The following is a 14,739-nucleotide window of genomic DNA, read 5'->3' as shown; positions in this document are numbered from 1 at the left end:
AGGGAATATCCCGGATGGCGGCGCGTAGCGCCTTATCCGGGCTACCCGACGGTCTGGAACCGTAGCCCTGCTAAGCGTAGCGCGAGCAGGGAAGCCGGTATCTATGCTACAACTTCTTACGCAATAACCGCAGCGCGTTAGCCGTTACCAGTACGGTGGCGCCGGTATCCGCCAGCACCGCCAGCCACAGGCCGGTCAGGCCGAGCAGGGTGGTGACAAGGAAAATCCCCTTCAGCCCTAAGGCAATCGCGATGTTCTGGCGAATATTCGCGTGGGTCGCCCGCGCCAGGGAGATCATCTGCGCCAGGCCGGTCAGACGGTTGTGGGTCAGCGCGGCGTCGGCGGTCTCCAGCGCCACGTCGGTGCCGCTGCCCATGGCGATGCCGATGGTCGCCGCCTTCATCGCCGGGGCGTCGTTGATGCCGTCCCCGACCATCGCCAGCGGCGCATCGGCATTCAGCGCCATCACCGCTTCGACTTTGTCCGCCGGCAGCAGGCCGGCGCGGAATTCCAGCCCCAGTTCGCTGGCGATGGCCGCCGCGGCGCGCGGGTTATCCCCGGTAAGGATCACCCCCTGCACCCCCAGCTGGTGTAAGGCATCCACTGCCTGACGCGCGTCGTCGCGCAGGGTGTCGCGCAGCGCCAGGATGCCGAGAAGCGTCTCGCCGCGCATGACCAGCACCACCGTTTGACCGGCGCTCTCCAGCTGCTGGATCTGCGCCTCATGCTCTGACGGGGCGGCTTTGCTGGCCGCGCAGATCACGATACGGCTGCCGTTGACCTCGGCTTCGATACCGGAGCCGGCCAGCGCCCGCTGGCCGCTGGCCTGCGGAATACTCAGCTGACGCCGCTGCGCTTCGCGGACGATAGCCTGCGCCAGCGGATGGCTGGAGCCTTGCTCAACCGCCGCCGCCAGCGCCAGCAGCGTGTTATCGTCATTCTCAGCCGTGGCGATGACCGAGGTCACCTGCGGCTGGCCGACGGTCAGGGTGCCGGTTTTGTCGAACGCCACCTGGCGCACCTGGCCCAGCTGTTCCAGCGCCGCGCCGCCTTTAATTAACGCTCCGCGTCGGGCGGCGACCGCCAGGCCGGAAGTGATGGCTGCCGGGGTGGAGATGACCAGCGCGCACGGGCAGCCGATCAGCAGCAGCGTCAGCCCTTTATAAATCCACGGCAGCCAGGCGCTGGCGAAGAGCAGGGGCGGGACAATGGCGACCAACAGGGCCACCACCATAATGGCCGGAGTGTAGATCCGGCTGAAGCGATCGATAAAACGCTCGATCGGCGCCCGACGCTCCTCCGCCTCTTCAATCAGCTTCAGGATGCGGTCGATGGCGCTGTCGCCCGGTTCGGAGATTACGGTCAGCTGCACCAGGCGGTCGACGCTGGTGGCGCCCGCCGCTACCCGTTCTCCGGCCTGGCGCTCCACCGGCACCGACTCGCCGGTCAAAGCGCTTTCATCAAAGCTGGCAAATGGCGACAGCAGCTGACCATCCGCCGGCAGACGCCCGCCGGCGGCCACTTCGATCACATCCCCCGGGCGCAGATCGCGCTGGGCGACGGTTTCCCGCACGCCGTTGCGCAGACGAATGGCGGTGTCGGGCTTCAGCGCCATCAGCGCGCTCACCCCCTGTCGCGCGCGGCTGGCGGCCCAGCCTTCGAGACGCTCGCCGATCAGGAACAGCAGCAGGACCATCGCCGCCTCTGCGGTGGCGCCGATAAACAGCGCCCCGATGGCGGCGACGCTCATCAGCGTTTCAATGGCGAACCAGCTCCCGCTCTTGATCAGGCGCAGCGCCTGGCGGGCAACCGGCCACAGGCCGACCAGGGTGGTGGCAATAAAGGCTAACTGACCGGCAGGGTGGTTGGCCTGCTCCAGCCCCCAGCTCAGGGCCATCATCATGATCAGCGTCAGCAACGGTAAATTGTCGCGCAGCCGCGAGCCCTGAGTTTTCTCTGACGCGGGGGCATCGGCATCGCGCAGCGTATAGCCTGCCTGACGTACCGCCTGCTCAACCTGAGCCCGAACGTCGCCCTCGGCGTTAACCAATAATTTTTCAGTGGCGAACAGCACCTGAACCTGACTGACGCCGGGCACCTGACGAACCGCCGTTTCCACCTTGCGGGCGCAGGCGGCGCAGTCCATGCCTGCAACCTGCCAGCTGTAGCGGGCGTCGCTGAGCGCTTCGGCGGCAGGCGCGCTCTCTGCGGCGCAGGCGTGGTCTGTGCAGCAGCTTTCCGCCGGGGCGGGCGCTGGCCGCATGGTGAATGACGAGAATTGTGGGACTTTTTTATCCTGCGCGTCTGGAGTCGACATGGCACCCTCCGGTAAATGATAATTTTCTCATTAGCCGTAGGATACACTCTGGAGTCGACTCCAGAGTCAAGGACTAAATTACAGGTACAGCGCGCGCACGATGAGGAAGTGGCCGGCAAAGTAAAACGCGGCGGCAATGGCGTTATCGGCGCGGAAACGGCGGCGATAGTGGCTCACCAGCCACACGGCATTGCTCAGCAGCAGCAGAGCGGCGCCGGCGAATCCGGACAGCGCGGTGTTGGTAGGGCGGGCAAACCACAGCTCGCCGGCCAGCCAGACCATCACCAGCGTCATGCCGATAAAGGTCAGCACCGGCATTTTCATCTCTTCCAGCCGGCTCCAGATCACCGCCATCAGCAGGGCGCCGAATACCAGCAGCACCAGCGGCAGCGGCCAGAAGAACGACAGCGTCAGCTGGCTGGCGAACCAGATGGTATACAGCAGATGCGACAGGAAGAAGGCGCCCACCGCGTACATCACCCGCTGGCGCGGCAGCAGGGTCAGGGCGTCGCCGAGCAGGGAGGCGCACAGGCCGGCCAGCACCAGGTAGCTGATGGCATTGAACATCGGCGCCTGCCAGGCCAGCAACAGCAACAGAATCAGGGTGACAGGTTTAAATACCCAGCGTCGCCAGGCCGGCCCGCGATAGGATGCATCGACATAAAGCCATGCGGAGAAACAGACAGCAATAAATGACCAAAGCATAGTAAGTCCCTGTATCTGTTATCATAAGGAAAGTTACGGATGCGTGAAGCTACCACTCAGTGTAGTGGTTTGGCGCAGCAGATGACAATGTTATTCCAGTCGCAGTATGCTGATTCCTGATATTTTTTATGGGTAACCTTAATGAGTAAAATGCCGCTCTTTTTTGTTCTGGTCGTCGCGGTGATTGTGGTGGCGGCTTCGTTTCGCTATGTGCAGCAGCGCCGCGAAAAACTGGCGAACGACGCCGCGCCGGTGTTGCAAAAGCGGGTGATCGTCAGCAATAAGCGGGAAAAAGTGATTAACGATCGGCGTTCGCGGCAGCAGACGGTGACGCCTGCGGGCAGCGAGATGCGCTATGAAGCGAGCTTTCGCCCTGAGAACGGCGGGCTGGAGGTGGTGTTTCGCCTTGACGCGCCGCAGTATCATGCGCTGAGCGTCGGCGATCGCGGGATGTTGAGTTATAAGGGCACAGCGTTCGTGGCGTTCACGCCCGATCCCTGAGCCCTTGTCAGGACTATTTCTTCAGCGTCGCCTTCAGTTTTTTCTGCCAGGCGACGAGCTCAAACACGCCGAAGATAAAAATGCGGATTTGCTCAAAGCGGCCCAGCGGCGGGGCATCCTTCGGCTGCGTCGCCTTGAGCAGCGTCAGCTGCAGACCGTGCATCAGGATCATAAAAATCAGCGCGACGTTGACGAAGATATTCAGCGGCTTCGGGAAGGGCTGAAACAGATTCAATAACAGAAAGGCCCAGACGCACAGCATCAGCAGGCGGCCTAAATTAATCAGCATGGTTCTCTCCTTGGGCCTCACGTTGGTAAAGACGATACGCGACCTGTCCGGCCACTTTTTCACGATACAGATGCCAGTTCGCCGGTACCGGCGGTAAACCGTTTTCGACTTCGCTTTCGACGTACACCAGGGCCTCGTCGGCCAGCCAGCCCTGCGTTTCCAGCAGGCGCAGCGTCTCCTCCAGCAGCCCCTGACGGAACGGTGGGTCGACAAACACAATCTGATGCGGCGTGCCCGGTTGGCTCAGGAAGCTGAGGGTGTTAGTCGCGATCACCTTGCCGCGATCCGCTTTCAGGGTGGCCAGGTTTTTTTGCAACTGCTGAGCGACGCCGCGCTCCATCTCCAGTAGCGTGGTGCTGGCCGCATAGCGAGACAGCGCCTCAAGCCCCAGCGCGCCGCTACCGGCAAAGCAGTCGAGGCAGTGCGCGTCAACGATGGACGGCGCCAGCCAGTTAAAAAGGGTTTCGCGAACCCGGTCGGTGGTCGGCCGCAGGCCCGGGCTCTCCGGCACCGGTAATTTACGGCCGCGCCATTGCCCGCCGATGATGCGGATCTGGCCGCTGCCCGCGTGGTTTGGTTTTTTCATCTCTCTGCTCAAGTCTCAACTTCCGGCCTGCTATTCTAGCGATCGACGGCGGTTGACGAAACCTTAATCCGGGGGCGGTGCTGCGAGTTAAGTTAAGTGATAGACTATCCAACTAATTTCATCATTTTTTCAGCTTCTGATGAAGCTGCGCCATGAATAAACAGCGAGGAGTGTGGTCGCAAATGGCAAAAGAGAAAAAACGTGGCTTCTTTTCCTGGCTGGGCTTTGGACAGAAAGAGCAGGCACAGGAAACCGAGACTGAACAAAAAGTAGAAGAACAACAAGCGGTTGCCCAGGAGACGCCGGCGGCGGAAACCCCTGCTGAGCCGAGCGCGCCGAAAGCGGACCCGGAGGCGTTTGCCGAAGAGGTCGTCGAAGTCACCGAGACGGTGGTCGAAAGCGAAAAGGCCCACCTCGCGGAGCCTGCCAGCGCGCCGGAAGAAGAGGCGGCGCCAGCGCCTGCTTTGGCTGAAGAGGCGCCGGTCGTCGCGCCGGAGCCTGCGGTCAGCGAACCGCTGAAGGCGGAGGAACAGCCGGCAGCGGTTGAGTCGCTGGTCGAGGACGTTATCGCCGAACCGGTGGCGGCGGAGGCCGTGGCTGAGCAGCCTGTAGAGGGTGTCGTCGCCCAACCTCAGGAGACGGAAGCGCCGGAAGAGGACGCGCCGTTAAGCGATGAAGAGCTGGAAGCGCTGGCGGCCGAGGCGGCGGAAGAGGCGGCGGTGGTGGTGCCGGCGCCAGAGGAAGAGGCGCCGGTGGAAGCGCTGGTCCAGGAGCAGGAAAAACCGACGAAAGAAGGCTTTTTCGCCCGCCTTAAGCGTAGCCTGCTGAAAACCAAACAAAATCTCGGTTCCGGATTTATCAGCCTGTTCCGCGGTAAGAAGATCGACGACGATCTGTTTGAAGAGCTGGAAGAGCAACTGCTGATCGCCGACGTCGGGGTGGAAACCACCCGCAAGATCATTACTCATCTCACCGAGGGCGCCAGCCGTAAGCAGCTGCGCGATGCGGAAGCGCTGTACGGCCTGCTGAAAGAAGAGATGGGCGATATCCTCGCCAAAGTGGATGAGCCGCTGAATGTTGAAGGCAAAACGCCATTTGTTATTCTGATGGTCGGCGTGAACGGGGTGGGGAAAACCACCACCATCGGTAAGCTGGCGCGTCAGTTTGAGCAGCAGGGCAAATCGGTGATGCTGGCGGCGGGGGATACCTTCCGTGCGGCGGCGGTGGAACAGCTGCAGGTCTGGGGCCAGCGTAACAATATCCCGGTGATCGCCCAGCACACCGGCGCCGATTCCGCCTCGGTGATTTTCGACGCCATTCAGGCGGCGAAGGCGCGCCATGTTGATGTGCTGATTGCCGATACCGCCGGGCGTCTGCAGAATAAATCGCACCTGATGGAAGAGCTGAAGAAGATCGTCCGGGTGATGAAAAAGCTGGACGTCGACGCGCCGCATGAGGTGATGTTAACCATCGACGCCAGCACCGGGCAGAATGCTATTAGCCAGGCCAAACTGTTCCATGAAGCGGTAGGTTTGACCGGGATCACCCTGACCAAGCTGGATGGCACCGCCAAAGGCGGCGTGATCTTCTCGGTGGCCGACCAGTTCGGCATTCCGATTCGCTATATTGGCGTCGGCGAGCGTATTGAGGATCTGCGTCCGTTTAATGCGGGCGACTTTATTGAGGCACTTTTTGCCCGAGAGGATTAAGAATGATTCGCTTTGAACAAGTCAGCAAAGCCTATCTCGGTGGGAGACAAGCGCTGCAGGGGGTGAACTTCCACCTGCAGCCGGGCGAGATGGCGTTTCTGACCGGCCACTCCGGCGCAGGGAAAAGTACCCTGCTGAAGCTTATCTGTGGTATCGAACGGCCCAGCGCCGGGAAAATCTTCTTCAGCGGTCATGAAATCAGCCGCCTGAAGAGCCGTGAGGTGCCGTTCCTGCGCCGCCAGATCGGCATGATTTTCCAGGACCACCATTTGCTGATGGATCGTACCGTGTATGACAACGTGGCGATCCCGCTGATTATCGCCGGCGCCAGCGGCGATGACATTCGTCGCCGGGTCTCGGCGGCGCTGGATAAGGTCGGGCTGCTGGACAAAGCGAAGAACTTTCCGATTCAGCTCTCCGGCGGCGAGCAGCAGCGCGTGGGGATCGCTCGCGCGGTGGTCAACAAGCCGGCGGTGCTGCTGGCGGATGAACCGACCGGTAACCTCGACGAGGCGCTCTCGGAGGGGATTTTACGTCTGTTTGAAGAGTTTAACCGCGTCGGGGTGACGGTACTGATGGCCACGCACGATCTGGGGCTTATCTCCAGCCGTCCGTACCGCGTGCTGACGCTCAGCGACGGCCATCTGCATGGAGGCATTCGGGGTGAATAAGCGCGACGCAATGAACCAAATCCGCCAGTTCGGCAGCAAGTTCGATCGCCTGCGCAACGCGGCGGGCGGCGGCGGCGGCGGGCGCAATGCGCCAAAACGGCCGAAAGCGGCGCCTAACCCGGCCTCGCGTAAGAGCAACGTGTTCAACGAGCAGGTGCGCTACGCCTGGCACGGCGCGCTCCAGGATTTAAAAAGCACGCCGCTGGCGACCTTCCTGACGGTGATGGTTATCGCCATCTCGTTGACCCTGCCAAGCGTCTGCTACATGGTCTACAAAAACGTCAGCAGCGCGGCGTCACAGTACTATCCCTCGCCGCAGATCACCGTGTATCTGGAAAAAACGCTGGATGACGATGCCGCGGCGCGGGTGGTCGGCCAGCTGCAGGCGGAGCAGGGCGTCGACAAGGTGAACTATTTGTCACGTGACGAGGCATTGGGTGAATTCCGTAACTGGTCCGGCTTTGGCGGCGCCCTGGATATGCTGGAAGAGAACCCGCTGCCGGCGGTCGCCATCGTGGTGCCGAAGCTGGATTTCCAGAGCACGGAAGCGCTGAACACCCTGCGCGATCGGGTATCGCGGATCCAGGGGGTCGATGAAGTACGGATGGACGACAGCTGGTTTGCCCGCCTCTCCTCGCTCACCGGGCTGGTGGGCCGCGTGTCGGCGATGATCGGCGTGCTGATGGTGGCGGCGGTGTTCCTGGTGATCGGCAACAGCGTGCGCCTGAGCATCTTCGCCCGCCGCGATACCATTAACGTGCAGAAACTGATCGGCGCCACCGACGGCTTTATCCTGCGTCCGTTCCTCTACGGCGGGGCGATGCTGGGCTTCTCCGGCGCGTTTTTATCGCTGATCCTGTCGGAGATTCTGGTGATGCGCCTCTCGTCGGCAGTGACCGAGGTGGCGAAGGTGTTCGGCACCCAGTTTGAGCTGAGCGGCTTAGGCTTTGACGAGTGTCTGCTGATGCTGATCGTCTGCTCGATGATCGGGTGGGTGGCCGCCTGGCTGGCGACAGTGCAACATTTACGTCACTTTACTCCCGATTAAAAAAAGCGTGATATAATCTTTCCCTGCTGCAATGAGTTCCTGTTCGCAGGGAAAGATACCGCAAGCTTGTTCTCCTTTTCCTGCCCTCACTTTTTCATCGTGGTGTCACATTTTGTGCGTAATTTATTCACACCGTTGCAGGGAACTTGTGGATAAAATCACTGTCTGATACTAATGTGAGTGATATTCTCGTTGCTCATGAATGCTGGCATGCTTGTTGCCTGATGGGGACAAGACCACGTCAGAAGATATCAATTGAGAGGATTTGAATGACCAAAGAAATGCAAACTTTAGCTTTAGCCCCCGTTGGTAACCTGGAATCGTACATCCGGGCCGCTAACACTTGGCCGATGCTGTCGGCTGATGAAGAGCGGGAGCTTGCTGAAAAGCTGCATTACCAGGGCGATCTGGAAGCAGCGAAAAAGCTGATTCTGTCTCACCTGCGCTTTGTTGTTCACATTGCTCGTAACTACTCGGGCTATGGCCTGCCGCAGGCGGATCTGATCCAGGAAGGCAATATCGGCCTGATGAAAGCCGTGCGTCGCTTCAACCCGGAAGTGGGTGTGCGCCTGGTCTCCTTCGCCGTGCACTGGATTAAAGCCGAAATTCACGAATACGTGCTGCGCAACTGGCGTATCGTGAAGGTCGCTACCACCAAAGCACAGCGTAAGCTGTTCTTTAACCTGCGTAAAACCAAACAGCGTCTGGGTTGGTTCAACCAGGATGAAGTGGAAATGGTGGCCCGTGAGCTGGGCGTGTCGAGCAAAGACGTCCGCGAGATGGAATCCCGTATGGCGGCCCAGGACATGACGTTCGACATGTCGTCGGACGATGAATCCGACAGCCAGCCGATGGCGCCGGTTCTTTATCTGCAGGACAAAACGTCAAACTTTGCCGACGGCATCGAAGACGACAACTGGGAAGAGCAGGCGGCGAATAAGCTGACTGACGCGATGCAGGGCCTGGACGAGCGTAGCCAGGATATCATCCGCGCCCGCTGGCTGGACGAAGACAACAAGTCCACGCTGCAGGAGCTGGCTGACCGCTACGGCGTCTCCGCAGAGCGCGTGCGTCAGCTGGAAAAGAACGCCATGAAAAAACTGCGTGCCGCGATCGAAGCCTGATACGCCACCCCTGCCTGACGCCAGGCACCCCGATAACGCCCCGCCTCAGGTTGGGGCGTTTTGTTTTTCTGCGCCATCCATGGGCAGCAGCACCTCTGGACAGTGCGTCCGCAGGCAGCCTATCAGCACGCTGAACGCCGGCGCCATCTGCTCCTCAGGCTGGCTGGCAAATCCCATCAATAATCCTTTCTTACGCGCCGCCGTCAGGTAGTAGCGCGAGAGCGGCCGCACCAGAATGTGGCGCGCATTGGCCTCGCGGGCGATCGCCACATCGTCAGCCTCCTCCGGTAAATTGAGGATCAAATGCAGTCCGGCATTATCGCTGAAGTCCGACAGGGCGTCGGGCATACAGTGCCGCTGAATCAGCTCGGTTAAAAAGGCGCGACGACGGCTGTAGAGCAGCCGCATGCGGCGGATATGCGCCGAGTAGTGACCAGCGGTAATAAACTCCGCCAGCGCCATCTGGATCAGCGAATGGCCGCCGCGATAAAGCTCGGCGTGGGCGTGCTTCAGATCGCTGACCAGCGGGCGGGGGATCACCACATAGCCCAGGCGCAGGCCGGGATAGAGCGTCTTGCTGAAGGTGCCGATATAGACCACCGGCGCATCGGCCACCAGCCCCTGCAGGGCGGGGATGGGCTGCCCGGAAAAGCGAAACTCGCTGTCATAATCATCTTCGACGATCCAGCTGCCCTGCTGGCGGGCGAGCGCCAGCAGCCGCTGACGGCGTTCAAGGCTCATCACCGCGCCCAACGGATACTGGTGAGAGGGGGTGACGAAGATGAGCCGCGGCGCATCGTCAACCGTTTCCGGCGGGCACAGCCCATTGGCATCGACGGTGATGGGGGCCGCCCGGACGTCGTTCATCGCCAGCACATGGCGAATGCCCCAGTAGGAAGGCTCCTCCACCCACGCCAGATCGCCGTTGTCGCACAGCATGCGAGTGACCAGGTCAATCGCCTGGTGGATCCCCTCGGTGATAAGAATTTGATCTGCCTGACAGTGGACGCCGCGCGATACCCGCAGATAATCCACCAGCGCCTGCTGCAGTTCCGGGGTACCGCCGTTGCAGCTGTAGCTGAGCCGCTCCGGCTTTGGCCGACGGCTGATGCGGGCCTGGATCTTGCTGAACAGCGGATGGGGAAAGGCGTTAACGTCCGGTACGCCGGGAATAAACGCTCCCCACTGGCGTGGGCTGGCGCTGACCTGGCCGAGCAGGTGCTGGCCGCGGCGTGAAAGGTGCGCCGTCGAAGTCGCGATACTGCTGTTTTCCCGCTTCCCCTTAGCGGTCAATGAACTTTCAGGCGCGGTTTGGGCAACGAATGTTCCGCTTCCCCGACGGGAAACCACATATCCTTCCGCCAGTAATTGTTCATAAGTTGTTAATATGGTGTTTCTTGATACGCCGAGTTCTCCCGCCAGGTCCCGCGACGGCGGCAGGCGGCTTTGCGGCGCCAGCGAACCGTCAAGGATCGCGCGGCGAAGCGCGTTGTATAAGCGTTTGTGCAGAAGAGGGTCGCGCTCTTCCTGCAGACGGACCAGCACCAGGTCACCCACCAGCGAACGCAATTGGATCCCTCAGATATTCAAAATTGGTACTCGATTATAGGGCCAACTCCTGTGTAAATAAACGACATCGTTTCTAATTTGTTGCGATAACGTGACATACACGACAGGAGATTCGCAGGTGAAAAGCTCAGAACTGAATCAACGTCGCCAGCAGGCGACGCCGCGCGGCGTAGGCGTAATGTGTAACTACTTTGTCGAGAAGGCGGAGAACGCCACGCTGTGGGATATCGAAGGCAATGAGGTGATCGATTTCGCCGCCGGTATCGCCGTGTTAAATACCGGTCACCGTCATCCGAAGGTGGTTGCCGCGGTCGCTGACCAGCTGCAGGCGTTCACCCACACCGCCTATCAGATTGTGCCGTACGAAAGCTATGTCACGCTGGCGGAACGTATCAACGATCTGGCGCCGATTGACGGGCCGGCAAAAACGGCCTTCTTCACCACCGGCGCGGAAGCGGTCGAGAACGCGGTGAAAATTGCCCGCGCTTACACCGGCCGTCCGGGGCTGATTACTTTCGGCGGCGGCTTCCACGGCCGTACCTTTATGACCATGGCGCTCACCGGTAAGGTCGCGCCCTACAAAATCGGCTTCGGCCCCTTCCCGGGCTCGGTGTATCACGGTGTCTACCCGAATGCGGCGCACGGCGTCTCCACCGCGGATGCGCTGAAAAGCCTGGAGCGCATTTTCAAAGCGGATATTGCGCCGGACCAGGTCGCGGCCATCATCCTCGAGCCGATCCAGGGAGAAGGCGGCTTTAACGTCGCGCCAGCCGATTTCATGCAGGCGCTGCGCGATCTGTGCGATACCCACGGCATTCTGCTGATCGCCGATGAAGTGCAGACCGGTTTCGCCCGTACCGGCAAGCTGTTCGCCATGCAGCACTATGATGTGAAACCGGATCTGATGACGATGGCGAAAAGCCTCGCCGGCGGTTTCCCGCTGTCGGGCGTCGTTGGTCGCGCCGAGGTGATGGATGCCCCTGCGCCAGGCGGCCTGGGCGGAACCTATGCCGGTAACCCGCTGGCGGTAGCCGCGGCGGACGCGGTGCTGGATGTGATTGCTGAAGAGCAGCTGTGCCAGCGCGCTGAACAGCTGGGTAGCCATCTGCAGGAAGTGCTCAACCAGGCGCGCGCCACCTGTCCGGCGATTGTCGATGTCCGCGGTCGGGGGTCGATGGTGGCGGTGGAGTTTAACGATCCGCAAACTGGCGAGCCGTCGCCGGAGTTTACCCGCCAGGTGCAACAGAAAGCGCAGGAGAACGGCCTGCTGCTGCTGAGCTGCGGCGTCTACGGCAACGTGATCCGCTTCCTCTATCCGTTGACGATTCCGGACGCCCAGTTCTCGAAAGCGCTGGATATTCTGGCGCGCGTACTGAAGAGCTAACGTCTCCCGGTGGGCTGCGGCGGCAGGGAAGCCGAACAGAAACAGGAAGCCGCAGCCGGCTGTTCATGCTCAGCGTGAGTGGTTTATCACCCTGATATCACCTTTTTTCCGGCGGAGAAAACCGCCGGAGTAAAACGGAAAGTATTATGTCTGAAAACTCCACCTTTTCTCCCGTCCTCACCGGCCGGGAACGTACGGCTGTCCCTGCAAAATCTCTGAGCTTCGTCGAAGGGGTATCGATGATTGTCGGTACCAATATCGGCGCGGGTGTCCTCTCCATCGCCTATGCGTCAAGCAAAGCGGGCTTCTTACCGCTGCTGTTCTGGCTGGTGCTGGTGGGCAGCCTGACCACGGTGACCATGCTCTATGTCGCGGAATCTACGCTCCGCACGCGTAAACATCTGCAGCTCAGCGGATTATCAAAGCGCTACGTCGGCGGCTTTGGCGCGCTGATGATGTTCCTCTCCGTCTGCGTCAACAGCGTCGGCGCATTGACGGCTTATATGACCGGCAGCGGCAAGCTGCTCTACTCCCTGTTTGGCATTTCGCCGGCGCTGGGCAGCGTGCTGTTTTTCGTCCCGGCGGCAGGGGTGCTTTATCTGGGGCTGAAGGCGATCGGCCGCGGCGAGAAATTTATCAGCATCGGTATGGTGGTGATGATCTCGGTGCTGGTGATTGCCACGCTGCTGAAAGAGACCACCCGCGTGGGCTATCTGCTCGACGGCAACTGGCTGTATATGGTTCCGGTCTTCAACGTCGTGGCGTTCTGCTTCTCGGCACAGTATATCGTCCCGGAAATGGCGCGAGGCTTCGCCGACAAACCGGAAAAATTGCCTAAAGCCATTATGGTCGGTATGGCGCTGACCTTTACCCTGCTGGCGCTGGTGCCGCTGTCGGTGATCTCGCTTAATGGCCTGGACAATATTTCGGATGTGGCCACCATCTCCTGGGGCAGGGCGCTTGGCGAATGGGCCTTCTTCTCCGCCAACCTGTTTGCGCTGTGCGCGATGTTGACCTCCTACTGGGGACTGGGCGGCAGCTTCCTGACCAATATCTTCGATCAGTTCCGCCTGGGGAATGATGAACAGCCCGCCCGCCGCTTGATGGTGCTGCTGGTGGTGGCGATCCCGCCGTTCGTGCTGGCCTACAGCGGTATGGTCTCTTTCGTCAACGCGCTCTATTTTGCCGGGGTGTTCAGCGGCGTTATTTTATCGATTATGCCGATCCTGATGCTCAAGGGCGCCCGCCAGCGTGGCGACCTGACGCCGGGCTGGACCTGTCCGGCCTGGATGACCCATCCGCTTATCCAATGCTTCATTGTGTTGTTGTATCTTTGCAGCGCCGTCTACGCGGTAGCGTCCGCGGTAGGCTACCTGCCCGCTGGCTGGTAATCAGGGCCTGTTTTGCACCGCGTCCGGTTCATGCTGGCGCGGTTTTTTTATTTGTCACTTATCTGTTACATAGCCCGCAATTTAGTCGTTTCAAATTCCTCAGAATGACGGTATGTTTAGCATAGTGTGCTGCAAAAGCGCGAGCAGCCCCCGGTTGGTTAGCTATCATATGCTTTTCCTATCGATATAAACAAAATAATGCGCTAACAAACAACATCACAACAAATGCAAAAACCATAATAATGGGGAGCCTCAGGATGAATATGAAGGGTAAAGCGTTACTGGCAGGATGTATTGCCTTAGTTATGAGCAGCGCGGCGCTGGCGGAAGATATCAAAATCGCGGTAGTCGGGGCGATGTCCGGCCCGGTGGCCCAGTACGGCGATCAGGAGTTTACCGGCGCCGAGCAGGCGGTAGCGGATATCAACGCGAAGGGCGGCATTAAGGGCAATAAGCTGCAGATCGTGAAATATGATGACGCTTGCGACCCGAAACAGGCGGTAGCGGTCGCCAACAAAGTGGTCAACGACGGGATCAAATACGTTATCGGCCACCTGTGCTCCTCTTCCACTCAGCCGGCGTCTGACATCTATGAAGACGAAGGCATTCTGATGATCACCCCCGCTGCGACCGCGCCGGAGCTGACCGCGCGCGGCTATAAGCTGATCCTGCGCACCACCGGTCTGGACTCCGACCAGGGACCAACCGCGGCGAAATACATTCTCGACAAAGTGAAGCCGCAGCGTATCGCAGTCGTGCATGACAAACAGCAGTACGGCGAAGGTTTGGCCCGTGCGGTGCAGGATGGCTTGAAAAAAGGCGGGGCGAACGTGGTCTTCTTCGACGGGATCACCGCCGGTGAGAAAGATTTCTCCACTCTGGTGGCGCGCCTGAAGAAAGAGAATATCGACTTCGTCTACTACGGCGGTTACCACCCGGAAATGGGCCAGATCCTGCGTCAGGCCCGCGCTGCCGGTCTGAAAACCCAGTTTATGGGCCCGGAAGGCGTAGCGAACGTCTCCCTGTCTAACATCGCCGGCGAGTCGGCGGAAGGCCTGCTGGTGACCAAGCCGAAGAACTACGACCAGGTGCCGGCGAACAAACCGATCGTGGATGCGATCAAGGCGAAGAAACAGGATCCGAGCGGCGCCTTCGTCTGGACCACCTACGCGGCGCTGCAGTCGCTGCAGGCGGGCCTGAATCAGTCTGACGATCCGGCGGAAATCGCTAAATACCTGAAAGGCGCGACGGTAGACACCGTGATGGGCCCGCTGTCGTGGGATCAGAAAGGCGACCTGAAAGGCTTCGAGTTCGGTGTCTTTACCTGGCATGCTAACGGTACGGCGACCGACGCCAAATAATTTAACCGGCGCCTTTCACGCTGCAAATGCGTTGTCTGCGCCCCTCAACCCCGGTCACTTACTGATGTAAGCTCCCGGGGATTT

General features: G+C 60.2%; 13 protein-coding genes. 8 read left to right on the top strand and 5 right to left on the bottom strand.

The window, feature by feature from the left end:
• Window positions 1–106: 106 nt before the first annotated feature.
• Window positions 107–2,317 carry a Zn(II)/Cd(II)/Pb(II) translocating P-type ATPase ZntA gene (zntA, locus tag QLG03_RS05900; RefSeq protein ID WP_109546844.1) on the bottom strand — a complete coding sequence of 737 codons (2,211 nt, stop codon included), beginning with the start codon at window positions 2,315–2,317 and terminating at the stop codon, window positions 107–109.
• 78 nt (window positions 2,318–2,395) lie between these two features.
• Window positions 2,396–3,022, bottom strand: a complete 627-nt coding sequence (locus tag QLG03_RS05895; RefSeq protein WP_004173987.1) for a lysoplasmalogenase — start codon at window positions 3,020–3,022, stop codon at window positions 2,396–2,398.
• A 150-nt stretch (window positions 3,023–3,172) separates the two neighbouring features.
• Between QLG03_RS05895 and QLG03_RS05890 the strand changes: the two genes are divergently transcribed.
• On the top strand, window positions 3,173–3,523 hold the full coding sequence (locus QLG03_RS05890) for a DUF2500 domain-containing protein (RefSeq protein ID WP_023291234.1): 351 nt from the start codon (window positions 3,173–3,175) through the stop codon (window positions 3,521–3,523).
• 13 nt (window positions 3,524–3,536) lie between these two features.
• Here QLG03_RS05890 and QLG03_RS05885 read toward each other — a convergent pair whose 3' ends face one another.
• Together QLG03_RS05885 and rsmD are read right to left on the bottom strand one after the other, a co-directional pair.
• The gene (locus QLG03_RS05885; protein ID WP_004202092.1) at window positions 3,537–3,812 is read right to left on the bottom strand and encodes a DUF1145 family protein; all 276 of its coding nucleotides are present in this window, start codon (window positions 3,810–3,812) and stop codon (window positions 3,537–3,539) included.
• Window positions 3,802–4,398: a 16S rRNA (guanine(966)-N(2))-methyltransferase gene (rsmD, locus tag QLG03_RS05880; RefSeq protein ID WP_023291233.1), complete on the bottom strand. Its 597-nt coding sequence runs from the start codon at window positions 4,396–4,398 to the stop codon at window positions 3,802–3,804. The genes QLG03_RS05885 and rsmD overlap by 11 nt, the downstream gene beginning before the upstream one ends.
• Window positions 4,399–4,580: 182 nt before the next feature.
• On the opposite strand from rsmD, the gene ftsY reads away from it, so the two are divergent.
• From ftsY to rpoH, 4 genes are all read left to right on the top strand, one after another.
• Window positions 4,581–6,107 (top strand): signal recognition particle-docking protein FtsY, encoded by a 1,527-nt coding sequence (ftsY, locus tag QLG03_RS05875; protein WP_255989351.1) that lies wholly within the window; start codon window positions 4,581–4,583, stop codon window positions 6,105–6,107.
• A 2-nt stretch (window positions 6,108–6,109) separates the two neighbouring features.
• The gene (ftsE, locus tag QLG03_RS05870) at window positions 6,110–6,778 is read left to right on the top strand and encodes a cell division ATP-binding protein FtsE (protein WP_004202097.1); all 669 of its coding nucleotides are present in this window, start codon (window positions 6,110–6,112) and stop codon (window positions 6,776–6,778) included.
• Entirely contained in the window at window positions 6,771–7,826 is a 1,056-nt protein-coding gene (gene ftsX, locus QLG03_RS05865) for a permease-like cell division protein FtsX (RefSeq protein ID WP_002920816.1), read from the top strand. Before ftsE ends, ftsX begins: the two co-directional genes overlap by 8 nt.
• Before the next feature lie 269 nt (window positions 7,827–8,095).
• A complete protein-coding gene (gene rpoH / locus QLG03_RS05860; RefSeq protein WP_002920815.1) occupies window positions 8,096–8,950 on the top strand; it encodes an RNA polymerase sigma factor RpoH in 855 nt (284 codons plus the stop codon).
• 45 nt (window positions 8,951–8,995) lie between these two features.
• On the opposite strand, the gene QLG03_RS05855 is transcribed toward rpoH, so the two are convergent.
• Entirely contained in the window at window positions 8,996–10,519 is a 1,524-nt protein-coding gene (locus tag QLG03_RS05855; RefSeq protein WP_032454254.1) for a PLP-dependent aminotransferase family protein, read from the bottom strand.
• A 118-nt stretch (window positions 10,520–10,637) separates the two neighbouring features.
• On the opposite strand from QLG03_RS05855, the gene QLG03_RS05850 reads away from it, so the two are divergent.
• The 3 genes from QLG03_RS05850 (at window position 10,638) to livJ (ending at window position 14,655) form a co-directional block, all read left to right on the top strand.
• A complete protein-coding gene (locus tag QLG03_RS05850; protein ID WP_255989235.1) occupies window positions 10,638–11,903 on the top strand; it encodes a 4-aminobutyrate--2-oxoglutarate transaminase in 1,266 nt (421 codons plus the stop codon).
• 146 nt (window positions 11,904–12,049) lie between these two features.
• A complete protein-coding gene (locus QLG03_RS05845) occupies window positions 12,050–13,294 on the top strand; it encodes an amino acid permease (RefSeq protein ID WP_023291229.1) in 1,245 nt (414 codons plus the stop codon).
• Window positions 13,295–13,551: 257 nt separating this feature from the next.
• Window positions 13,552–14,655 carry a branched chain amino acid ABC transporter substrate-binding protein LivJ gene (livJ, locus tag QLG03_RS05840; RefSeq protein WP_002920812.1) on the top strand — a complete coding sequence of 368 codons (1,104 nt, stop codon included), beginning with the start codon at window positions 13,552–13,554 and terminating at the stop codon, window positions 14,653–14,655.
• Window positions 14,656–14,739: the final 84 nt, after the last annotated feature.

Origin of the sequence: Klebsiella sp. V115_8, from assembly GCF_029967715.1 — a bacterium.
Classification (GTDB): domain Bacteria; phylum Pseudomonadota; class Gammaproteobacteria; order Enterobacterales; family Enterobacteriaceae; genus Klebsiella; species Klebsiella quasipneumoniae.
Note: the sequence above shows the minus strand (reverse complement) of the source record. Positions and strands in the feature narration are given on the sequence as shown.